The sequence below is a fragment of the Virgibacillus siamensis genome, from assembly GCF_039522605.1.
Lineage (GTDB): Bacteria > Bacillota > Bacilli > Bacillales > Amphibacillaceae > Lentibacillus > Lentibacillus siamensis.
In genome coordinates this window covers 1-23,270 of the sequence record NZ_BAAADS010000024.1, presented here as the reverse complement: position 1 = coordinate 23,270, position 23,270 = coordinate 1, and the positions used below count along the sequence as shown (strand labels likewise).

The 23,270-nt window shown below is 38.6% G+C and carries 20 protein-coding genes; 4 read left to right on the top strand and 16 right to left on the bottom strand.

Going from position 1 to position 23,270, the window contains the following annotated elements; all coding sequences use genetic code 11:
* Nucleotides 1-201: 201 nt before the first annotated feature.
* The 3 genes from ABD010_RS14945 to ABD010_RS14935 all read left to right on the top strand — a co-directional run bounded on the left by ABD010_RS14945 (nucleotide 202) and on the right by ABD010_RS14935 (nucleotide 4,027).
* On the top strand, nucleotides 202-1,167 hold the full coding sequence (locus tag ABD010_RS14945) for an aldo/keto reductase (RefSeq protein ID WP_343814822.1): 966 nt from the start codon (nucleotides 202-204) through the stop codon (nucleotides 1,165-1,167).
* 437 nt (nucleotides 1,168-1,604) lie between these two features.
* On the top strand, nucleotides 1,605-2,423 hold the full coding sequence (locus ABD010_RS14940; protein WP_343814821.1) for a 5'-nucleotidase, lipoprotein e(P4) family: 819 nt from the start codon (nucleotides 1,605-1,607) through the stop codon (nucleotides 2,421-2,423).
* 35 nt (nucleotides 2,424-2,458) lie between these two features.
* Complete coding sequence (locus ABD010_RS14935; RefSeq protein ID WP_343814819.1) at nucleotides 2,459-4,027, top strand: metallophosphoesterase family protein; 1,569 nt, start codon at nucleotides 2,459-2,461, stop codon at nucleotides 4,025-4,027.
* 790 nt (nucleotides 4,028-4,817) lie between these two features.
* Here the strand turns inward: ABD010_RS14935 and ABD010_RS14930 are convergent.
* The 9 genes from ABD010_RS14930 to ABD010_RS14890 all read right to left on the bottom strand — a co-directional run bounded on the left by ABD010_RS14930 (nucleotide 4,818) and on the right by ABD010_RS14890 (nucleotide 10,951).
* Complete coding sequence (locus ABD010_RS14930) at nucleotides 4,818-5,678, bottom strand: EamA family transporter (protein ID WP_343814817.1); 861 nt, start codon at nucleotides 5,676-5,678, stop codon at nucleotides 4,818-4,820.
* A gap of 512 nt (nucleotides 5,679-6,190) precedes the next feature.
* Complete coding sequence (locus tag ABD010_RS14925) at nucleotides 6,191-6,775, bottom strand: YjgB family protein (RefSeq protein ID WP_343814814.1); 585 nt, start codon at nucleotides 6,773-6,775, stop codon at nucleotides 6,191-6,193.
* Nucleotides 6,776-7,140: 365 nt separating this feature from the next.
* On the bottom strand, nucleotides 7,141-7,665 hold the full coding sequence (locus ABD010_RS14920) for a 5' nucleotidase, NT5C type (RefSeq protein ID WP_343814812.1): 525 nt from the start codon (nucleotides 7,663-7,665) through the stop codon (nucleotides 7,141-7,143).
* A gap of 39 nt (nucleotides 7,666-7,704) precedes the next feature.
* Nucleotides 7,705-8,652: a LacI family DNA-binding transcriptional regulator gene (locus ABD010_RS14915; protein ID WP_343814810.1), complete on the bottom strand. Its 948-nt coding sequence runs from the start codon at nucleotides 8,650-8,652 to the stop codon at nucleotides 7,705-7,707.
* A 33-nt stretch (nucleotides 8,653-8,685) separates the two neighbouring features.
* On the bottom strand, nucleotides 8,686-8,985 hold the full coding sequence (locus ABD010_RS14910; RefSeq protein WP_343814808.1) for a hypothetical protein: 300 nt from the start codon (nucleotides 8,983-8,985) through the stop codon (nucleotides 8,686-8,688).
* A gap of 309 nt (nucleotides 8,986-9,294) precedes the next feature.
* Nucleotides 9,295-9,600 carry a hypothetical protein gene (locus tag ABD010_RS14905; protein WP_343814805.1) on the bottom strand — a complete coding sequence of 102 codons (306 nt, stop codon included), beginning with the start codon at nucleotides 9,598-9,600 and terminating at the stop codon, nucleotides 9,295-9,297.
* The gene (locus ABD010_RS14900) at nucleotides 9,597-9,800 is read right to left on the bottom strand and encodes a helix-turn-helix transcriptional regulator (RefSeq protein ID WP_343814803.1); all 204 of its coding nucleotides are present in this window, start codon (nucleotides 9,798-9,800) and stop codon (nucleotides 9,597-9,599) included. The genes ABD010_RS14905 and ABD010_RS14900 overlap by 4 nt, the downstream gene beginning before the upstream one ends.
* Before the next feature lie 418 nt (nucleotides 9,801-10,218).
* Entirely contained in the window at nucleotides 10,219-10,692 is a 474-nt protein-coding gene (locus tag ABD010_RS14895; RefSeq protein ID WP_343814800.1) for an HIT family protein, read from the bottom strand.
* 91 nt (nucleotides 10,693-10,783) lie between these two features.
* Nucleotides 10,784-10,951, bottom strand: coding sequence for a hypothetical protein (locus tag ABD010_RS14890; protein ID WP_343814797.1), 168 nt, complete (start codon nucleotides 10,949-10,951; stop codon nucleotides 10,784-10,786).
* A gap of 325 nt (nucleotides 10,952-11,276) precedes the next feature.
* On the opposite strand from ABD010_RS14890, the gene ABD010_RS14885 reads away from it, so the two are divergent.
* Nucleotides 11,277-12,479 (top strand): IS110 family RNA-guided transposase, encoded by a 1,203-nt coding sequence (locus ABD010_RS14885; RefSeq protein WP_343814795.1) that lies wholly within the window; start codon nucleotides 11,277-11,279, stop codon nucleotides 12,477-12,479.
* Nucleotides 12,480-12,911: 432 nt separating this feature from the next.
* On the opposite strand, the gene ABD010_RS14880 is transcribed toward ABD010_RS14885, so the two are convergent.
* The 7 genes from ABD010_RS14880 to ABD010_RS14850 all read right to left on the bottom strand — a co-directional run bounded on the left by ABD010_RS14880 (nucleotide 12,912) and on the right by ABD010_RS14850 (nucleotide 22,815).
* Complete coding sequence (locus ABD010_RS14880; protein ID WP_077324739.1) at nucleotides 12,912-13,907, bottom strand: Gfo/Idh/MocA family protein; 996 nt, start codon at nucleotides 13,905-13,907, stop codon at nucleotides 12,912-12,914.
* A gap of 67 nt (nucleotides 13,908-13,974) precedes the next feature.
* The gene (locus ABD010_RS14875) at nucleotides 13,975-14,304 is read right to left on the bottom strand and encodes a PTS lactose/cellobiose transporter subunit IIA (RefSeq protein ID WP_077324738.1); all 330 of its coding nucleotides are present in this window, start codon (nucleotides 14,302-14,304) and stop codon (nucleotides 13,975-13,977) included.
* Nucleotides 14,305-14,319: 15 nt separating this feature from the next.
* Nucleotides 14,320-15,627, bottom strand: a complete 1,308-nt coding sequence (locus tag ABD010_RS14870) for a PTS sugar transporter subunit IIC (RefSeq protein ID WP_077324737.1) — start codon at nucleotides 15,625-15,627, stop codon at nucleotides 14,320-14,322.
* Nucleotides 15,624-15,938 carry a PTS sugar transporter subunit IIB gene (locus tag ABD010_RS14865; protein WP_077324736.1) on the bottom strand — a complete coding sequence of 105 codons (315 nt, stop codon included), beginning with the start codon at nucleotides 15,936-15,938 and terminating at the stop codon, nucleotides 15,624-15,626. Before ABD010_RS14865 ends, ABD010_RS14870 begins: the two co-directional genes overlap by 4 nt.
* A gap of 24 nt (nucleotides 15,939-15,962) precedes the next feature.
* Entirely contained in the window at nucleotides 15,963-16,184 is a 222-nt protein-coding gene (locus tag ABD010_RS14860) for a hypothetical protein (RefSeq protein ID WP_077324735.1), read from the bottom strand.
* A gap of 237 nt (nucleotides 16,185-16,421) precedes the next feature.
* Nucleotides 16,422-19,058: a sigma 54-interacting transcriptional regulator gene (locus tag ABD010_RS14855; protein ID WP_343814783.1), complete on the bottom strand. Its 2,637-nt coding sequence runs from the start codon at nucleotides 19,056-19,058 to the stop codon at nucleotides 16,422-16,424.
* Nucleotides 19,059-19,407: 349 nt separating this feature from the next.
* Entirely contained in the window at nucleotides 19,408-22,815 is a 3,408-nt protein-coding gene (locus ABD010_RS14850; protein ID WP_217697232.1) for a glycoside hydrolase family 97 N-terminal domain-containing protein, read from the bottom strand.
* Between the last annotated feature and the right edge of the window lie 455 nt (nucleotides 22,816-23,270).

Genomic DNA, 23,270 nt, shown 5'->3' with positions numbered 1-23,270 from the left:
TCCTTTCTCATTGCATTACCAGTATAGCTTTCATTTTGCTTAAGATAAAATGATTTGTCCAACTTAACTGGTTGATACAGGTGTTTTAATATAGGCAATTTTTAAATCCTATTAATAACATTAATAGTATAAACATGCAGTGGTTGTTGCCAAATTTATTAGTTAAGATACAGGCATATTACAAATCAAGGAGGACATTTAATGATTAATAATCATGACGTTCCAAAACGAAAGCTAGGGAACAAAGGATTAGAAGTTTCCGCTATCGGACATGGTACGATGACCATGCCCGACAACCAATCTTCTGTTGATACCATTCGAGGGGCTTTGGATCATGGTGTCACTTTGTTTGACACCGCAGACCTTTACGGAAATGATGGTTATCTTCAGGCAAGGTTTGGAGATAATGAACAGCTGTTGGGCAAGGCATTAAAGGGCAGGCGTGATGAAGCTGTGATCGCAACCAAATTTGGGATCACTCATAATCAAGGTTATAAGGGAGATCCGGCTTATATTAAAAAGTCAGTTGACGCCAGCCTGTATAGTCTCGGAATCGATTACATTGACTTGTACTATCAGCATCGCTACGATCCGAATACTCCTATTGAGGAGACTATGGGTGCTTTAGATGATCTTGTCAAACAAGGTAAAATTCGTTATGTTGGTCTTTCTGAGACTCCAGCTGAAATCATTCGACGCGCACATGCGGTACACCCGATAACCGCAGTGGAAACCGAATATTCTTTATGGAGCAGGGACGTGGAAGATGAAGTTTTGCCGCTTCTCAAAGAACTAGGGATTGGCCTTGTTCCATACAGTCCGCTGGGCAGGGGTTTCCTGACAGGTCAGATTCAAAAATTGGAGGATCTCTCAGAAGATTACCCACAGGAGTTATATTCCCGTTTTCAAGGTGAAAATTTCACTAAAAATGTAGAATTAGCTTCCCGCATTGAAAAAATGGCTATGCAAAAAGGGTGTACGACTGCCCAACTTGCGTTAGCATGGCTGTTGGCACAGGGAGATCAGATCGTCCCAATTCCAGGAACCAAGCGTTTAGGGCGAGTCAAAGAAAACCTCGATGCCCTTCAAGTTTTTCTAACACAAGAAGACCTGGCAGAAATTGATCGAATATCACCGAGGGGAGCAGCCTCTGGGAGCAGGTTCTAATGTAACTGATTAGTTGTTTTAAATATTTTTTATAAACTTCAAAACAAAAAGGCTTAGACTATTTTTCTGAAATGAGTCTAAGCCTTTTTACGAAAACGATGCTAAAGGGTAATGTGAAAAGGTAAAAAGGATGGTGGTTGGACACGATGTTTGTCGTGTTTTTGAAACAGCCATCATTATTATCGTACATACCTTTTTCCCATCAGGTCGATTTCTATACTTTATTCCGGAATGGCCCCCGATTAATGAATAGCTCACCTTGAGACTAATGAATAATAATCCTATCCGATTATAAATTAAGTAAAAAAAATAAAGACATAGATTTGACATAAAAAATAAGACAATTATAATGGTAAACGTTGGATTTATTATGTTTAAAAATTTCTTAACACAATAAATATATTAAAATTTATTAAGAAAGGATGAATTCTTGCAACATGAAAAATCGACGTTTTGTATGGATAATTACACTTATAACCTTCGCTCTGCTGGTTACAGGAGGGTGCTCAAGCAGTACCGAATCTAGCAATCCAAATCAAACAGACACAGAAAGTAGTTCAAGCAAAACCACAGGAACCCAAAACAAAAAGAATAACAATGTAGCCAAACAATACAAAATGGGTGTGCTTTACCAACAAAAAAGTGCAGAGGTTCGCGCATTACAAGAACAAGCCTTTAATCTTGCTAAACAGCAGCTAAATAACTATTTAGAAAACAACGAAAGCAGCAAAAGTCCTGCTGTCGTCACCGACTTAGACGAGACTGTTTTGGATAACACTCCTTATTTAGCCATGGGTGTCAAGGAAGGTTTCGATTATACAAATTGGGGCGACAAATGGGATGCCTGGGTTGATGCGGCCAGCGCAAAATTGATACCTGGGGCTAAGGGCTTCTTAAAGTATGCAGACAGTAAAGGTGTAAAGATCTTCTATGTGTCAAACAGGGTTGCTGAAAACGAAACCCCTACGATTAAAAATATGAAAAAACTTGGATTGCCCCAAGTTACAAAAGAAAGCGTCATGTTAAAAGGAGAATCTAAAAAGGAACGTCGCAGTGAGATAACAGAAGACTATGAAATTGCTTTGTTAACCGGCGATGACCTTCATGATTTTGCGGCCGTATTTAATGATGCTTCAACCAAAAAAAGAAACAAAGCTGTCGAAAGACTGGAAGATAAATTTGGCAGTAAATTTATAGTTCTTCCTAATTCCACCTATGGTGAATGGTCAGACGCAAAATTAAAAACCTGGAAATAATCAATGATCAAATTGGAATATGAGGAGGCAGTTTTATGTTAAAAAACTTTCAGAATCATAGAGGAATTTTTATTTTCCTAGCGTTTTTTATTATAGGTGTTGGTCTAATATCAGCACCACAGGGTGTACGAGCACATTCACAGGAAACGTCAGGTGATGACCCTAAACTGGTCTTTCCAGTAATTAGCGACACACAAATCGGCCGTGCAGAAGGGGGGGTGCAAAGATTTGAAAATGCATTTAGGCAACTTAATAACGTGGCACCAAAACAAGATGCTTTTGTATTTATTGGTGATTTAACCAGCCATGGCTATGAGAAGGAATATGATGCTTGGTTGTCCGTGTTTAATGAATATATACAACCTCAAACAGAACAAATAATTGGTATTGGCAACCATGAGTACGTTGGCCCGACTGTTAAACAGGCTCAAAAACGCTTTTTGAAGAAAACAGGGATGGATTCGCTAAATTATAGCAAGGTAATGAAGGGTTATACTTTTATCATGCTAGGTGAGGAAAGAGGATATTTCTATTCAAAAGAACAAATTAAATGGTTAGAAAAAGAGCTACAACGTGCTGAACAAAGAAATCCGAATAAACCAATTTTTGTGTTTATGCATCACCCTCTAAAGAATACTAACTACGGTACAGATCAATGGTACATTGATAAAGAGAATCAAAAGTTACTTCGCGATGCATTATCACAACACCCGCAAGTCATTTTAATGGCAGGCCATACCCATTATCCGGTCAGCGATCCAAGACAAATCTACCAGAATAATTTCACTTCGGTAAACTCCGGTTCTATTGCCTATATGTGGACAGAATCCGGATATCTTCAAGGAGAAGTGCCGCCGGTGGAAGTAAGTAATGGGCTGCTTGTAAAGGTTTACGATGATAAGGTTGTTATTAAACGTCGTAAATTCCATGCCAATGAATGGGTAGGGAATCCGTGGGTAATCAAAACACCTATCCAAAAGAAAAACTTTAAGTACATTGATACCAGAGATAATAAAAAGCCCTATTTCACAAATGATGCAAAACTTTCCGTTGTTCGGGATAAAACTACGTCTACTAGTGTCGGAATCAAATTTGACCAAGCACAAGATAATTTATTAACGCATTCTTACAATGTGACAGTAAAGAATCAAGAGACTAATAAAATTACTTTGGATAATAAGGCATTCTCTGAATACTATAAGGCACAGATTCCTAATCCTTTAACATTACCCGTTAATGGACTGAAGCCGGCCACAATATACAAAATTGAGGTAAGAGCCATTGATGCTTTTGAAAATAAGAGTAAAGATACATTAACCGCCACAGCAATAACCAAGGCAGAACATGCCGAGGGCATGAAAAAGCTCGTGAAACAATTCCAGGAGAATGGCGAATTCGCTACTGATCAGGCTGCTCAGTTCCTAAAAATACATTTGACAGCCCTAAGTCTTTACGAAGAAAATGAATTAGCCGAAAAGATAGTCAAACACATGGAAGGCTTTAAATTGCTTCTTGACCATCAGAAAAAAAATAAGTTAATTTCTGAAAAAGTTTATGACGTTTTAAAAGCTAATGCTGATTATATAATTCAGAAATGGAAATAGATTGAAAGACTTAGAGTACGGAAGCATCCCTTATGTTAAGGTAATGACTTGTCACAGGGGGGACTTTTTAATCACAAATGATGCATAGCCGGGGTATGACAACGATCCCTACAGAGCAAAAAATGGGCGCAAATTTCCGAGTTTGCGCCCTAAATGGAATAATTGTAAAGCTAATAAAGCTTTTTTTAATGCTGCGTTTTCCTGCCCAAGCTCCTTGCATTTTACTTAGGGATACAATTTGCCCAATACGATACGCGTCGCGCAATGCTAAACTCTTCAGTTCAAGCACTAATGATCTGTCTCCAGGGATCTGTCTATATAAATCTTCATGTTCTGATTTTGCTAGTATTTTTTCAAGTTCACGATGCACATAAAAGTATTCTTGTTTTGTAACTTTCCAATTTTGAACCGTCGCAGTTGGTAATCGAAATGTAGATTTATTATTTTCTGCCTGGGGTTCATTCGCTGTTTTACCAAGAGTTGGAGTTTTTCTTGGCGGTTGCCAAAATCAGTGAATTTGAGACACTTAGCTTAAAAGGAACCCTCTCCTCCAGTCATAATACAGTTCTATGGTTCTTAAACAATATGCCCATTTGGTGCAAGTTGGACGCTAATTTTATTTAAGATAAGTGCCCGCTAGCGTAACAAGAATATTATTCAAAAGACTTAGCTGTTTTAATAAATCTTTTTTTGTCTTTTTTCGGACAATGTTTTTGCTCCCGAACCTGATTGATTTAGTTGCTTCTACCACATAACCAGGAAATTGCAGCGTAATTATATATTACACAGATTAAGTCAATGCCACCAAGATAACCCCAACAAGCATAACTCCAGCAGCTATAACCCTCTGTAGACCAAACCCCTCTGCAAGAAGTTTTGTTCCCATGAAGGTACCAATTAAAATACTTATTTCACGAACGGGGGCAACATGACTAACAGGTGAGAATGTCATGGCGGTAAGAACGAGGATATAGGCAAGTGGGTTAAGGATGCCTACTCCTATTGCTTCTTTTCGGTATTTTAGCCAGTCATACTTAATTTTTGTCCAATTACGAATCGCTTTTGGGGTAAGAAATACAAGCTGCCAAAGAATACTTCCATAACTCAACAATAATGGAGGAATAAGAAATACAGCAACAGCCCCTTTATCAAAAAGGGTGTACCCAGAAATGATCACACCTATTACAAGGCCATAAATGAGCGGTACAATTCTATTTGATTTTCGAAGCCTTTGTAGCCCTCCAGTAATCATAAAAATACTGCTAACAATCAGAAATATCCCGGTTATTCCAGTGGCTGTTATTTTTTCATCAAAAATAAAAACTGCAGCAATTGCAACAATCACTGGCCCGGTACCCCTGGCAATAGGATAAACTAAGGAAAAATCACCAATTCTGTACCCCTTTTGTAGTGTCAGCGAATAAGCAAGGTGGATGAGAGCACTTCCCAATATAAATCCCATTTCTACCCAACCAATATGAATCTTAGAAAAAATAAACATTCCAACCACAAGCGGTGCGTACACAATCGTACTGACAAGCATGTAAAGCCACACAAATGCGTACCCACTATTAGACCGCTTCGCCAAGTAGTTCCACGTCGCATGCATAAACGCTGAAATGATAATAAGTAAAAGTGCACCTACTGACATGAATACCCCCCACTTCAATTAAACGTTCTACCTTATTTAGTTATCATTTCAGTATAGGGCCTACTGGCGAATCTATCAAAGAAGTTGTGATTACCTGTGAACCCTGTCACCGGCCTGGATATCGTATTGACGCAATTTCTATTAGTTAATCGCGCAATTCTGGAACTGTCATTTTCTGCTATTAGCTAAATATTCATGAAGAAGGAGTTAGTGTAGTATTAAAAATACAAGAAACGGTACAAACGACAAAGATGCGCGGGAAGGATATTTTATACCTGCCACCTTCCCGTGTTCGGAAATGTCACCCTACTCTACATACACATCATTATTCCGCATATTTATAAACATCTGGTCTCAGGTTTTCAAATATGGGGATACTTTGTTGTTGTATTCTGCTACTTTTTGTATATTGACTTCCGCTGTTATGGTTGCTTCTTGGTTGCCTGCTTCAACAAACTGGGCCTAACGCGTAGGGTCGCCTCAATTTTGAGACAACCCTACTAAATAAACAGCTATTTCGCTTCTTTTAAATTCACATGATCAACTGTGTGATCACTGCCAACGACAAAATGAAGCTCATAATCTCCCGTTTCATAAACAAAGTCCATTTCATTTGTGTTAGGAACAGCTAGAATCTTATCCGCACTTCCTATTTGTTCACTCATTACGGCAGGTGTGATTCCACCAAGGTTTGTTTGTCTTTCAACACCTGTGCCAAAGTTTCGGATTTCAGATATGGTATTATCTTTATTATAAGCAAATCCATATCCAGGATTCCCCATATTCCAGCCATACAAATCAAATTGACCCTTTACCTTTGGGGGATTTCCTAACCTTTGATGAACGTCCTTTTTTGTGCTTTTATTGATTTTAAGCCCCTGAACCGCACCAGGCATTTCTCCATTAAAAGCATGATCATAAATGTTGTCTAAGTACTCAACTGCCTCTTGGTTTGTATTAGATGAATGGATGCCCGAAACAGATGATGCAGGAATATTAACATCGGGACTAGCAGCAGAAACGGACAACAACCATGTCCCGGATAATGTGAGACCGAAAGCAATTGCACCTACTAACAAACCTTTTTTAGCATTCATATTATCTCTCCCCTCATAGATTGTCTTTTAATTTTTACTGATTATCTTCCCGTCATTTACTGTTTAAAACATTTAGAAAACTTGGTTGTCACCAAGCCTTTAGGTGACGACCTTAGTTGCACTCATGCAGTAAGAAAGTTTTATACTTTCTTATCTACCAAAAAACGAAGTAATGCCTTCCACTATTCAACAAAATGGCTCTAGAAATAAATACGTTATTCCGCGAATGCGTCCAATAGCTTAATACACATGATTGAGGTCACCTGCAGATTATTGCAGCCCAGTCTACCACCATTAAACATATGAAAAGACCAGCGCTTCCCACAGTAAAAATCAAACGCTATTATAGAGTATGAACTTTCCATTTAATTGATAAAATAATTCCTTACCTCTTGCCAGTTTTCAACCCTGTCATAGCCTGTTTCATTACTGTTTTGTGGAGATGAGAAAAGTATTCCCTTGCCGGAGAATCGTTTAAAATGATGTACATTATCGTCGATAAGATAGTCAGCATTTAATATACCTTTGTCGCCGCAAAAAACAAAGTTCATATCATTTAAGAAACTAAAATGTTCCTTTAACCATTCATACTTCGCTGTAAATGATGTTGGAAACTCCATGGCGGCTGTAGTAATGAAAATTTCGAAGTGTTCATTTAATTCCTTTATTACCTCTTGACTATCTTCCATTACTGCTAAATCCTGAAAGAAGGTAGGTTCCAGTAAGATATTTTTCATTTCTACTTGAAACTCAGGTCGTAAGTCTTCTAATTTTATTCCATTTAAATCTTCAATTTTAATATTGTCGTTATGCAATTGATTAAAACGTGTTACATGTTTGGGTAAAGCATCAGCAATTACTTCATCCATATCTATTGCAATTCGTTTCATGTTACATCCTCCTTTGAAATCAAAGTATTATTGTTCAATTTACACAGATTCTCGTTCGATTATAGAATAAGGTACTTTTATTTTTTCTCTGGATTTGTTTAAAACAAGGTTAAAGGCCTCCTCACCAACTTTGGTTAGCTGGTGGTCAATGGTGGTTATTCCCAAAACACTGCCGGTCGGTTGATTTTCTTGACCGATGATAGCTAAATCAGCAGGAATATTAACTTGTTGAGACGTTGCATATAAATAAATTCCACCAGCGACTTCATCTCCATTTGCATATATGGCAGTTGGTCTTTCTGGTGACTGCAAGAATTTCTTCGCTGCTTCCCATCCATCATCTAAACATTGACAATCTGAAATATGATAATAAGTTGGAAGTTCACCAAAAACCTCATTATAAGCATCAATCATTTGGTTAGTGCTATTGCTTTCTAATCTGGCTGTTGTAAAAGCTACCGCAAAATGCCCCCGATTTTTTAATAATTGAAAGGTATCCAGATAGGAAGAATACCTATCACTATAGGAACAGCCAATCTCAGTGTTATGCGTGTATTCACAAGAAACAATTGAACCATAATTGCTATAGGGAATTATAGTCTCCCAATCACTTGCTCTTGAAGCTATAATGATTCCATCAAACAATTTGCTTTTTAACTTTTGCAAATAACCTATTTCCTTATTTTTATTATACTCTGAAGGAAGTACAGTTACAGAAAAATCATTCTCCGAAGCCTTATTAAGAATACCATTTAACATTTGATCAAATGCTGGATTGTTATTATATGGGAGAATGACCCCTACTGTTTTTGTTTCTCCCCTAATTAAATCAATCGCATTTTTGTTTGGTGTATAATTCATTTCCTCTATTACTTTTAAGACAGCCTCTCTTTTATCATCTGAAACATATTTGTGATTGTTTAGTACCCTGGAAACAGTAGAGACTGAAACACCTGCTAATTTAGCAATACCACTAATATTTGCCATACAAATACTCCTATTTCTTAAAATCAAGGATAACTACAAATTTAAATGCTGATAAGCATTAATGAAACTTAAAAAGTTTCCATCGCAATTCCATCTTATTCTAATGGAATGTTCTCCTACTATCAGTGTAGATTGTCTATTATTCCTCTCTTCTCCACTAAACCACAAAGACTCTTCAATGTTTATTGGTTTTTTACCAACTAAATATAATCTTTTATTTGTTAACAACAAATCTCCAAAATAGACATTCTGCATTCCATTGAAACTTTCAAATAATCCCGTAATAGAGGATATTATATTTTCGTCGTTTTGGATGGAAACCTTTCTCTTCATAAATTTTTACCTCCTTGAGTTGAAAATAAGCTTTATTTCACTCTAATTTGTGAAATGCATTTCAAGTCAAGGAATTAAAAAATCTTTTATAAATAATCTGTTCAGAGTCATATTTATCAAAATACAGTTATCCATTATTAAATCTGATCCATCTGATACTCTATTTTATTTATTTATAATTTCCAATGTAACATTACAATGAGGTGCGGACATTATCACAGGAGTTATTCCATTAACTGGTCCTAGAAAACAATAGTGAGCAAATTTCTTGTTCCTTGAAAGCACCCGATTGGGGAACAATCTGAATTGTTAAGAATAGTAATTAGCTATGAAAATGATAGCTAGGAATATAACAAGATAAAAAATTGTCCATATGATTGCTCTCGGTGGTATTTTTACCTTCTCCTCTTCTGTTTGTTTATTTAAAATACTTCTTGACCACCAAAAAACTGCTGTCCCCACCAAAAGGATTGTCATTTGCAAACCTGCTTTACCAGTAGTGATGAAATCGTAAATAGCCCATATTATCAAAGCTGCTATATAAAACATAAAAGCATTTCTTGCAGATTTTAAATTATGACTACGCTCCATTTCATCTGGCTTTTGTAGTTTCATTCCTCTTCCCCCCCAAAAATAAATAAATTGTCTACCTTGGTATTAAGGCTTATTGATAATTTGAAAGCTAAAGCAAGAGTAGGGTCATATTTATTATTTTCAATAGCATTAACAGTTTGCCTTGTAACATCACATTTGTGTGCAAGTTCTTCTTGAGAAATTTTCATTTCCTTTCTTATAAAACGGATGTTATTTTTCATTATTTTCACCTCAAAAAGTAAAAACCTTTTTACATATAAAGTATAAAAAACCACACGTAATATGTCAAATACTTTTTACATATTGCGTGTGTTGTTATTCAATATAATGATCCGATGAAGCAATAACAGGGGAAAAGATTGTTTAGGATTTGCGCCTATTATGGAACAATTGGTTAGCATTTTTTCCTATTTACTTTTATTGACCGTTTTATTGACCGCGATCGCCGTAATCCCGTTAAATGGGGGGTGATATTCATATACACAAGTAAACTAGATACTATAACAAAAAGTAAAATTTTCACATTATCCCTCCTCAGATCATTATGGATTGCCACTACAAAATTTTCGCTAAATGGCCCAATGATTCAATATGGGCACCAATCTTTATTAGAGATTATCGCCCGATAAATGAATAACGTTAATACGCAGATTTACTAAGAGTAATCAATGTTTCGCCTATATTATTTTTTAATTCAAAATGCTTTTCATCAGTGTAATGATATTTACTTTCAGTCCATTTGCTCTTTGGGTACTGCCATACAGGCATTGATCTTCTTTCTTTTGGTTCCCATTCATATCGTGGAAATATATGTGCATGTAAAAAGGCATCCGAGTTTCCATAGATTGAATAGTTAATTCTTTTAGGACTACATACTTCTTGTATTGCATCTCCAATTAACGTCATATCTAAAAGATATTCAGCCCTTTGCCGGTAATCCAGTTCATTTAAACTACTGAAGTTCTTAAATGGTAACAACAGACAATATCCTGGTAAAAATTGAGTGTCACCTATAACTGCAAATCCACTTTTAAGTTCAGTCATAACCATGGGATTTTCACCACGATTTGCTGCTGAAATACGACCCTTTTTCCAATCATTAGCATTGTTCACAATATTTACCTCCTGAGCATTTCGCGTTCCTTATACTATAGAATAAATTGGCACCAATATTATTAGGGATTTGCGCCCGATAATTGAAATGTCATTGTTTTATATCGTTGCATTGGGAACAAAGTATTCGATGATTATTTGCCCAGCTTTTTAAATTTGTAAAACCGTTTAACTCCTTTGCTTGAACTATAATTGCTATCTTATCATTGTCTTCTATTTCTTTATTGCAGTTACTGCATGTTAACTTTGGTGAAAACATCTAAGTTCCTCCTCAATTAAAATAGCCCTATCCCGCAGGACTGAGAGTAATTCTTATTCCGGAATGGCGCCCGATCGTATTATATGGTCAGCCGGTCATTGAACTGGTTGACCTATTTTTTATAGGTTTCATATGCTTGAGGAAGTCGGGGGAGGACGCTGGCGCCCGTGGGACTCGATCCCGTCCGCAATACTGTCCACCCCTTCCTTGTAGAAACATGTTTGAGGCTGGTTGGGACATGATCCCGTATAACAAGCGAAGCTATGAAACTACAAGGGATGTGAGGGGCGCACTGACGAATCTATCAAAGGAGTTGTGATTACCTATGAATCCTGTCATCGGCCTGGATGTCGCAAAAGGAGAAAGCCAGGTCCAAGCCTTTTTACAAAGGAAAAAACCATATAAGAAAAGTTTTAAATTTGAACACCATCTACAAGGACTTCACGCTTTTTATCAGTTTTATCAAGAGGTGGAACAGGTTTCCGGACAACCTCCGGCTGTCATTTTTGAATCCACTGGGCACTATCATGAACCTGTGCTTCAATTTCTTGAGGATTATGATATAACTTATTATGTCATCAATCCAGTCATTTCCTATGAAGCTCGAAAAACAAGCCTGCGTAAGGTGAAAACGGACAAAATCGATGCCTTCCATCTGGGGGAGTTGTATTACAAAGAAGATCTGGAAGTGTTTCAGAGGAAAACCGAACAATACCTGAATCTACGGCAATTAACCAGACAACACAGCGCTTTAACGGACAGCTATGTTGAAATCAAACTTCAGTTTCAGGCTGCTCTGGATCAGATTTTCCCGGAGTATCATAGTGTTTTTAGTGATCTTTGCGGCAAGTTATCCCTGAACACCTTACTGCATTATCCGACTTCTGCAGATATTCAAAAGGTCTCTCAACAGGCATTGGCCATGGAGATGCGTCAACTCGGAGCAAGACGTTCCGACGCATGGTTTTTCAATAAAGCAGCACAATTAAAAGATGCGGCTGCCCGCAATCCCTTTCAAGATCCGATCTGCCAGGGCCATGTCCTTAGCCTACAGATGTACATCCAGATGCTTTTTCAATACCAGGAGCATCTATCCAAATTACGAAAGGAAATTAATGCCTTGGCCAAGACCTTTGACGATTATGAATTGGTCCAATCCGTTCCCGGAGTCGGAGAAAAGATTGCGGCAACAATTATCTCCGAAATCGGGGGAATTGATCTGTTTGAACGTCCTAAGCAACTGGCTGCCTATGCAGGACTAGATCCAAGTGTTTTTGAGTCAGGCAAATATAGGGCATCCATTAACCGCATCACAAAAAGAGGATCATCAAGATTGCGTCAAGCCCTTTATACGGCTGTGCAGTGCGGTATTGCCAAAAACCGAAACAAGAAGCTTATAGCCTTTTATAATCGCAAAAGGAATGAGGGCAAGCCACACAAGGTCGCAGTAATTGCCTGTGCCAATAAACTCATTCACTGGGTGCATGCCATGTTAAAACGTCAGAAAGTCTTTGTAGATCAATCATAAGGATTTAATTAATTTCACAATAGTCTAAAAAATCTTATCGGTATAACGGTAAGGTTATTTGGCATGTTTGATTTAAGTATAACATGTTTTTTTGCACTTTTTCAGCCGTAAGTATTGACAGTTATTGGCTGGTATCGTATAAGCGATCCTGGTATCCTTCATTATTAGGGAAAAGCGCCCGTTTGCCTAAGATTGATTTTCCCCACTTTCCTCCGTGAAAACTCCCTCTGTCGCACCAGCCGGTGAAATTTTAAGAAAAAGTGGAATACGCAAAGCCTATGAGACTGGAAAAGGTTACATTACAATCCGGGCAAAGGTCAACATAGCACCAAACACATTACAGCAATAATTCATTAGTGCATCGTAGCTATAGAAATTATCCATACAAAAATTTTTCAGACATTCATGCATACCGTTTTACCATCAATGTGCTTATTGCATTTCAGTTTTTTCTGTACCAAAAACAATACCGCTTTGTTTGCGCGCTTTTTCTGTAACAGAAAGAACAATGGAACTCTGATTTTTGAGATACTCATAGGTCTGATTATCTTCATTCTTAATGATTTGTGTAAAATGCTCAATCTCGTACACCATATTGTTATCAACCGCAACCGACTTCAATGCCGATTCCTCTTTCGATGGAGTCTTGATTAACCGCAGATTATTTATCTCGCCGGCACCTTCAAACACCAATGTCCCTTCTTCACCGTGAATCTCACAGGAATTGAAAGAGTTGGCTATTTTCGAACAAAAAATTGTGCTTGTGAAACCATCATAAGTCAAAACCAATGTTCCGCTGCCATCCACACCGTTCTCAAACATTACTGGGTAATACGAAACGTTGTTCGGTTCGCCAAACAATCCTACCGCAACGGAAAGTGGGTACACACCCAGGTCAACAAGGGCGCCACCCGAAAATTCCGCTGTGAAAATGTTTGGCCTTTCTCCCTGCAGGTAGTTATCATATCGTGATGAGTACTGCACAAGCTGTAGTGACATGTTACGAACCCGGCCAATACGACCTGTATTTTCCTTCAACCTTGTAAAATTGGGCGAATGAATGTTACGCATTGCTTCAAATAAATAAACCTTATTTTCTTCTGCAGCCCGGTAGGCTTCCTTCCATTCTTTAGTATTTGAAAAAATTGGTTTCTCACAGATTACGTGCTTTTTATGTTTTAAAAGGGTAAGGACATGTTCATAATGGACTGAATTTGGGGATGCAACATATACACAATCAATTCGGCAGCTGCTTGCCATTTCTTCCAAATCTGTAAAATAGTGCTGTGCGCCATGTTTCTTTGCAAAATCGGCGGCCTTCTCTTCCGTCCGGGAGTAAACCGCTGTCAGCATAAATCCATCTATCTCCTTTGCCGCGCCAATAAATGCATCTGTTATCCAGCTTGTTCCAATTGTTCCGAATTTCATTTTTCTAGCCCTCCCATACAAATACTGCCTAACATCCGTGATGTGAGGCAGTATCATTGAAATACTTTTATTGTTCCAGTTTTTCAATCCGCTGTTCAAGTTTCTGTGTCATTTTCAATTGGGTAATCATCCGCTTAACCAATTGCAATTCAGCTTGTGCTGTCATGACGTGATCCTGTGCATGAATCATAAAGAAGTTTGGTGCTTCTTCGTCATCACTTTGAATCAGCTCTGTCTGATATTGATGTCCTTTTAAAAATTCCTCATTCGCTTCTTCAAGCAGTTTTTCAGCTTCTTCAAAATTGTATTCTTCAGCCTCGTTTAATGCTTCATATGCCGCACCACGGGCGTTTCCGCCATGTAAAATAAGCTGCATCATTATTTCTTCATAATTCATTTTGCTGACCCCTCTCTAGCTGTTTGCCGGTTCTGCATCGTTATATGAACTTTCTTCATCAACAAGTTGTTTTTCATACCGCTTAAAAAATGGATAGTAAATAACGGCAGCGATAATCGCGTTCATGATTTGAACAAGTCCCGCTATCACAGATCCGCCAGTTGCGATAAATCCGCCAAAGAAAATAGGCACTGTAAATGGTGGCTGAACAACCACTGGAGGCATTACACCGGTGGCAAACAGAATATAGTTGATGGTTACGATAATGACCGGACCTAATACAAACGGAATAATCAATATCGGGTTCAACACAATTGGTACCCCAAAGATAACCGGTTCGTTTATATTGAACAATGACGGAATAATTGCTGTTCGGCCAACCTGTTTTAGCTGAACAGATGCCGAGAACAGCATGAAAATCACCAGACCAAGTGTTGCACCGGAACCACCAATATGTGTAAACATGTGGAAGAAGGGCTCTGTTACGATACCAGTTGCTTTTTCCCCAGCTTCCACAGCGTCAGCATTTGCAGCAAGCTGTGTCATCCAAAACGGGTATGCCACTGAAGACACAACGTTCATTCCATGAATACCAATGGACCAAAGTACAAGCATTACTAAAATCATACCAAGTGCTGCCCAGTAAGAGTTGGATGCTGCTACTAGCGGACTGAACAGGTCCAATACCAATTGTGGAATTGTTTTTCCAAAGTTTTCCCAAACAATCCAGGCCAATATCCAAACCAACGGCAAAATAATCATGAATGGAACAAGCGCTCTGAAGGTTCGCATCACATACGGCGGTACACCCGCGGGCATTTCAAAAGCCACACCTTTATTGATAAGAAAACGCATGAGTTCGGTAGTGACTATACCTAAAATAATTGCTACAAATAATCCCTGTCCACCAAGATAATTTAAAATTTCTCCAAATGGCACTTGCGTAATATCTGTTACCGGAAATGCAGTCATGAAAAATGCCAACATGGAGAGGATACCTGCCATAACGGCATCCATATCTTCCCGGATTGCCAGACTGTACCCGACACCAAACGCAACAGTCATTGCCATTAACCCAAAAGTCAGATTGAATGGAAATAACAGCTGTGCCTGAATCGGCTTAACCGCATCTTCCCAAGCGTTTATAATCCCCCAGTCCAGTGAGGTTGGCGGGTTCGCGATAATCAGGAAAACCGCCCCGGTAATAATAACCGGTAACGCAAAAATAACGAATGCATCACGAATTGCCTGCAAATATTTGTTTTGCGCTATCTTACCCAATGGTTCCATCAGGTGATCTTCAAGCCATTGTGCTAAATTCATTGTTGATCCCCCTTTATCATGTTCAGTGCTTGATCAAGCACCTTATCGCCGTCCATTAATGCAAATGCACGCTGGTCAACCAGTTCAACCGGAATGCTATGCTGTTCTGCTACCTTGGTTACCTCCTTTTTCAGATGGCGTACTTGTGGCTCCAATAAAGCGACGTCATATTCGCTCGCTTTTTGTTTGAATTCACCTGTACCCCCTGCGAATGCCTCAAGGTCTATCCCTTTTTTTTCTGCTGCTTCCTGTACTTTTTTAGCCAACTGACTTGACGTAGCACCCCAGCTACATAAAATAATTAATTTCATATGGAATCTCTCCTTTTAATTGTATTAGTTTTTGGCAAGAATTCTTTTTGCCATGGCATCAATTTTCTGATAGTGCCCCATCAACCAATAGGAAAACCAAGTTGCGGCACAAATAACGACCGAAAAGGCTATACCGAATCCCAGAATCAGATTAGCGGATGGCTGATTGGTGAATACAGAATACAGTCCATAACCAATCCAAATCATTGAAAATACAAGTCCATATATAAATAAAAACCTTTTCATTTTAATCCCCCCTTTTTAATCCAACGTTTTTACCTTCTATACTTCCGGTTACACATAACAGGAAAGGATAACCATCGCGCAACCATATATATTTATGCAAAAAACATGCCAACATAAATGATGGCTGCACTTACAAGCAGAAAAGTGCCATAAGTTCAGTATTTCGGTGAACAAAATGTTTTTATAAGTTTGTAAAAAAACACAAAAAAATAATGTGTGCAATACTATTTGCACACATTATCGGGAAAGCTTAACTAATTCTTTTTTTATTTCATTTGTAAATTTGACCTGAAACGCTTCTTCGATTTTATGGAAAAGCGGATTCCAAAGCTTATGTTCCTTAGCTATAAGTGCCGTCGTGTTATCAATTGGAAATGAAGAAATATACTGCTCCAAGGTCCCCTTTACACGAACCGAAATAATCCGATCAACTAACACACTGAGATGCATCCACATGCCCAGTTCCCTGTTTGTGTCCCAGCTATAATAGTCACGGATTGGAGGAATGTGGTTATTTAAAATTCCTGCAATGGTTTTCGGGTTAACATAAGTAACAATTTCGCCAAGCCCCTGAACAATCAGATCATAAAGTTCCTCCGTTGAAACATCTTCTTCCACCGAAGGAATTTTTGACTGCCGGGTGATCTCCAGCAGTTTCAGCATCCGGGAAATTCCCTCCTGCTGCAGCAGTTCCCAAGCCGGAATATATGGAATACCATCAATGGAAACCGGTACAGTCCCAATAATTGCAATTACTTCATAGTAGCTTTTTAAATCATCAAGAACTGATGTATCTTTCGTACTGGGATCGATTCGCACCGTGCGGATTAACACATCCTGATCAAATGTGGAAAGCTGGTTTTCAATCCAGGACTCAAGTAATTGCGCCGCACCCTCACCTGTAAAGCATACCGTAGCAATCAGCCGTTTCTTTTTAATATTTGCCGATTCCTGTTCTTTTTCCATAAATGCAAACATGGCTTTTTTTGCTGCATCATACACATCATCCAATGTCTGATCGGAAGTTAATGATTTCCTGCCAGCCTCCAAAATCATAGGCAAATTCACACTTGATAGCGTTTTGATTGGTACATCCAGTTCATGCTTGATTGCATCACCCATCGTAATTAATGAACCAATATCAACGAGTATTAGTGCCCCTTTAGTATGTTTCAGCCCATTTATCTTATGTTTGACCCGTTCGTACGTGTCAGTGGCAGAGATGTTCAGCGGCATATCAACCGCATGGATAACATTACTTCCAAGCAAATAGTTTGTTACCTCTGCCATGGATGATGCCGTTGTTTTCCCATGAGTCACCAGAATGACTGCTATGGATTGTTCACGGGACGCTTCCCGCTGATACTGCTGGTCAGGTGTCAAAAAATGTGCAATCAATTCGACTTCTTCTGTCGGTAACTTCATTCCAATAGATTTCTGTAAGTATTCAGCAAGCTGATTTGCCGCTTGACGATAGGCTGTATTTGGATGAACCATTACCGGTATCGGGGCTTTGGCCACATCCCCCTTCAAATGGTTGCGGTAATTTTGCAAATGCAGCCCAATGACATACAGCTGATTTTCATGAATAGTTACAGACGGATTGTCTTTTAACTGGTTCGCCGCCTTTTTTAAAGCGGATAACAAGTCATCGCCAATTAGTTTTTGCCACCCCTGTTGCGGGCCACCCGGCTGCTGATACTTATCGGTCAGATCCCGAATATAATTCAGTACAACAGTTTGTGAATCTTCATTTTCATTTTCATCTGACCTGTCCAATCGCTGATATATATTCGGAAATGAGAAGGCGGCTTTTCCCCCCGATTTCTTCGCTTCAATCATCTGAACAGCCTGCAGCTCCCCTTTAGCTGATGGAGTACCTTCACCTGGGAAATCTTCCATTTTTATAACAACTTTCTCATCTTCCCCATTGATATACCGTAAGTAAGCACGGGCACAGACAATCTGTATATCACTTTTCAATTGACCAATATTCCCCGGGCAATTATACGTCAAAAATGCATCATGACAATTATCCTCAATGGCCAAGGATGTGTTCATTTTCGCGGCTTCTTCAGCTAGAAAATATTCAACCAGCGCCTCTCGCTCAGCGATGGTTCGTTCCCGGAGTGGCGGAATATTTAACTTAACGGAAAAACGTCGCCATAGTGTTGATAGCAAGTAATCTTGGGAATCCTCCGTAGTGGCACCGATTAAAGCTATGTTAGCAGTGCGTTCCTGTGTCGCCTCACCCAGCCGGCGATAAACACCCTTATCCATAAGATAAAATAACATTTCCTGTCCAGATGGCGGGAGACGATGGATTTCGTCAAGAAAAAGAACCCCGCCATTTGCCTGTTCGACCAACCCTTTTTTATCCCTGGCAGCACCGGTAAATGCACCTTCTTTAATCCCGAAAATCTGTCCAACAAGCAATTCAACATTCTGTGCATAATCAGCACAATTAAAAGCAATAAATGGTGCTTCTTTTTTATCTTTCGACTTTTCGATTGCCATTTCCGACAACGTTTCTGCTAAGTAGGATTTACCTGTGCCTGTTTCACCTGTCAGCAAAATTGGCAGTGGTCTTGACGGATACAAAAAGGCTGCCATACCTGTTTGCAAAATAGGCTGCAGACTATCGCCGGCTCCAATCACATCTGTACCTGCAGATTGATTAGGGACGGATACTTTAAATGCGTACTTTACCGGCTTGCCTGAAATTTTCACGGCTTTATTTGCTTTTACCAGGTCATTTAAATAACGGCTGGCGGTTGAACGGTCGATATCCAGTTGTTCTCCGATGTCACCGGCACTAAGTCCGTTTTCGCCTGCTTTACCGAGCTGTTTATAAATATCCATCATGCGACTCATAGTATGCTGATCCCCGTTCGTTTGTTAGTTATAGTCCACGTTTCATTTTAGCAGAAAAGTCCGAAAATGCATACAAACATATTCGATAAAAACCTTTAAAATCCTTGTGATAACAGGGAATTTTATTTATTCAGCGACCCCTGGTTAGCTAACAATAATCGGGACCGCAAATTACGCTTTTTTAAAAGAAAATGTGCGCAGAAGTTTTACACACATTTTAAAAGCGAAGCTGGCATATTAAAAGGAAGGCATATCTTCGCTGCTTCATCGTCCCGTATTTGTTTGGATTCCCTGTGACAAGACATCGCCTGCCACAGGGAGTTATTACCTTGTATCACCCTTAAGAAATCTATTGCCACTTCTTAATCAGGTAGTCAGCATCAGCCTTGAGAACCTTATAGGCTTTCTCAGAAATCAAATCATTTCCTTTTTGATGGTCCAGCAAACGTTTAAAACCTTTCATGTGTTTAACAACTTTTTCAGCTGAACCATTTTCTTCGTAACGGCTCACTGTAACCAGGTGAATGCGTAAAGAACGGGCAACACGGTCATTTGCGAATTCACCGGTTTCCTTGTAACGCTGAACAAGCATTTTCAAGTTAGTTGCAGTTGTTTCCGAAACTAACTTAATAGATTTAATCGGTCCACTATATATTCCGCCTCCACCTGTACCATCAAATACCCTAATACTAATAACATTATTCTGGCCGTATTTTATAGTATCAGCTGGAATAGTATATTCCCTCATTTGATTCCAAGCCGTTTTCGCTCCGTCCCAACCATCCCCAGTTGGAAACTTTCCAGATTGGCCAATCTTTTGGCCATTAAAATAGGTCGCGTCCATATCATCAATTTTTCCTAAAGTTACCTTCAATGAATGACCTTTCCACTCTTCAGGAATAAAAATCTCCTTCCGGTACCAGCCATAGACATTATTTTCCGTATAGTTAGAGTGTTCTTCCCAACTTGCCGGCAGGTTTACTTTTTGCCACCCGCTATCGTCGTATCCTGGTGCTTTCCAGTCGAGATTGTCCCCTTTGTGGAACAACCAACCACCCGCAAGTTCAATTTTAGGTAACGCTGCCAACTTTGACTCAAGATTACCGATGGCCACTTTATATACACCTATATTGTCAGAAGTTGAATAAGTAAATGTCACATCTTTACTTCCTCCCCCTGCTTGGGCAGGTACCTCAATCCTCTTCCTCTTGACTAATTCTTCATTAATAAAAAGCGGCACTTCTGCCACATCTTTATAGCTGCCAAAGTTAGTGACTTCAGCTGTTGCCGTAATTGTCTGATCTTGAGCTGATACACTAAAGTTACTGTATTCAAATATTGTTTTTTTCTTTTCTACCGTTATCTTTTTAGCAGGTAATCCGTTTACACTGATTCTGTGATCACCGGTTTTAAATAGTTTATTATAGGTGAATCTGATTTCCTCAGTACCTCCAGGAGCAACTCTTACATGCTTTTTTGCGACTGTTTTGCCATCAATTTGCAGTTTTAAATTTTTTCCAACGATGACATTGCCTTTATTTCTAATATTTACCTTTATTTCAAATGAATCATTTGATTGGATAGACTCAGGAACGTGTGTATAAGACAACTTCATTTTCTTTGCTTTATAATTTGGAAGTTTTGCTATTTCTTTTTTACTTGCTGGATAAATTCTGACGGCCTGCCCGCCCCCAGCTGCAAGAGACGCAACGAATGTGTCATTGGACTTCACAATGGCTTTCTTTATTGAAACCGGATTCGGGTTCGTTTTCCAGTCCGCGTTAGGTCCATCCGAGTAAATCTCTGCGACATATTTTTTACCCTTGTCTAAGAAATCGAGATCTATTTCTAAGTCTCTCGCTTGCTTATCCGTGATACTTCCGATATACCATTCTTCTCCTTTTTGGCGGATGATGCTGACATAATCACCAATTTTAGCTTTCGGTACAATGATGTCATCCCACGTAACTGGAACATCTTTGATGAATTCAAAGGCTGGTAAAATATTTCCGTCTTCGTCTTTATAGTTTTTGGGTTCATCCGCGACCATCTGGACCCCGCTGCTGATTGTTACATACAAAGCCAATTGTTTTGCACGGGTTGTAAGGACTCTAGTATTGGGATTGTTTGACGTTTTCACATCAAATATGCCCGGTGTAAAATCTATAGGTCCAGCCATCATTCTTGTAAATGGAAGGATTGTCGAATGCTTAGGTAAATTGTTATCGTCGCCAAAAGCAGCATATTCCATTCCACTAACTCCTTCACGACTCATCCAATTAGGATAAGTACGACGGAGGCCGGTTCCCTTAATTGGTTCATGGGTATCAATCATTATTTGATGCTTAGCTGCCTTTTTCACGGCTTCTAAATAATGATTAACCATATATTGACCATGGTGACTTTGGTCTTCTGGATTATGCATTCCGTTATCGGCTACGTAACCGCTCTTAATAGCATGAATTCCTAATTCTTGATATAAATCATATGCTTCATCCATTTGTTTTTCGTAATTTATGATGTTTCCAGAAGTCTCATTGTGCATAATATAGGACACACCATGATCTTGCGCATACTCGACAACTTCTTTTAAGTTATAGTCAGGATAAGGTTGAGTGAAACTAAATTCATCGCCATTTTCCATCCAATTTCCATCCCATCCTATATTCCATCCTTCAACTAACAGACCAATATTTTGATTTTCAGAATCAAGATATTTATAAGCGAAATCGATGTATTTTTTTGCATTTTCCGTTGTCGCACCGTGCTTTGGCCCTGATTCCCAAGTAGAATCGCCACTTATCATTTCCCACCAAATCCCGATATATTTCATTGGTTCAATCCATGACGTATCCTCTAAAGCACTGGGCTCATTCAGATTTAAAATCATATCAGATTCTACCAAGTCACCGGCATCGTCTCCTATTTGAATGGTTCTCCACGGTGTTTTCACCGGCAAAGCATCCTTCTTAACCTTGACATTACTATTTGGCCATGGGGCTAAATAACTTTTCAGTGTCGTTGATTCCCCATCTACCTTTTTTAAAGCCATGCCAGCATAATCAATAAGTGCCGCTTCATGAACAGTAAGGAAAGTACCTTCAGGTGTTTTCATTGTAAAAGGTGTACTAACTTCTTCTACTTCACTTAACGGTGTATTCTTATAGTTATATTCATAGCTATTCCAGTCATTAGGAATCCACCAGGAGGTATTGTCACTGGAAAATTTGAATTCCGTATTTTCAGCTGTAATCCGGATGTTTTTATCCAAATTTTCCTGTTCGGGCAGGACATACCGAAACCCTACCCCATTATTATAAACCTTAAATACTAAATTCATTTTTCTATTGGGAGCTTCTTTTTCTTGTAAATAAATCGTTAATTGCTTGTAGTGATTTCTTATTTTTGATTTTTCTCCCCATACGGGTTCCCAAGTATTATTAAACGTTTTCATAGATGTTTTCACAATCTTAAAGCTGCCTTTTAACGCCTTCTGATTTTTAAACTCAAATCCCAGGGAGGAAGGTTCAATAAGTTCTTCCCCTTTATAGGAAAGCTCATAATGTGGTTTACCATTCTCGGACAGTTCAAAATCCAAATGAACTTTTCCATTAGGTGAACTTATTGACGCCTTCTTTTCATGATCATTTTTATTTGGACTCTCCGAAGAACTTGCAAATGCAGTCGATACTGAAAGAGAAACCATCAAACTTAATCCTAAAAATAGTATCAGTGTATAACCCTTTTTATTGAACATATTCTCTCTCCTTCTAATATTTAAATACCAATATGACCTATCCTCTCATCAGTAGTTTTGTCACCATCGACTAATGTATAGAGTTTCCAAATTACCACCCCTAACTGTTTTCTTCTACCCTTCTACTTTATTAGAATGTAGATTTTTCCCTCCTTTGTTTAATAACGTTAAAAATATTAGTGCAAATTTAATGCCAATTGGAAATAATCCTGCTACATCAACAATCAAGAGAACAAGAAAAAATGTGTGCAGAGTTTTCTGCACACATTTTAATGGAATATATTTATAATTTTTTTCATATCTATTTTCCGCTTCCTTTTTCAGTATATCTATTTCTACCTGAATTATTTACAGATACCTCTTAGATGACCTATTGCTCCTAGTGGTCTTATGTCAAGAATTCGGACAAGTTAAATGTAGAAATTTCTTAGCTTAGCGATTTAACGAAGTCCACC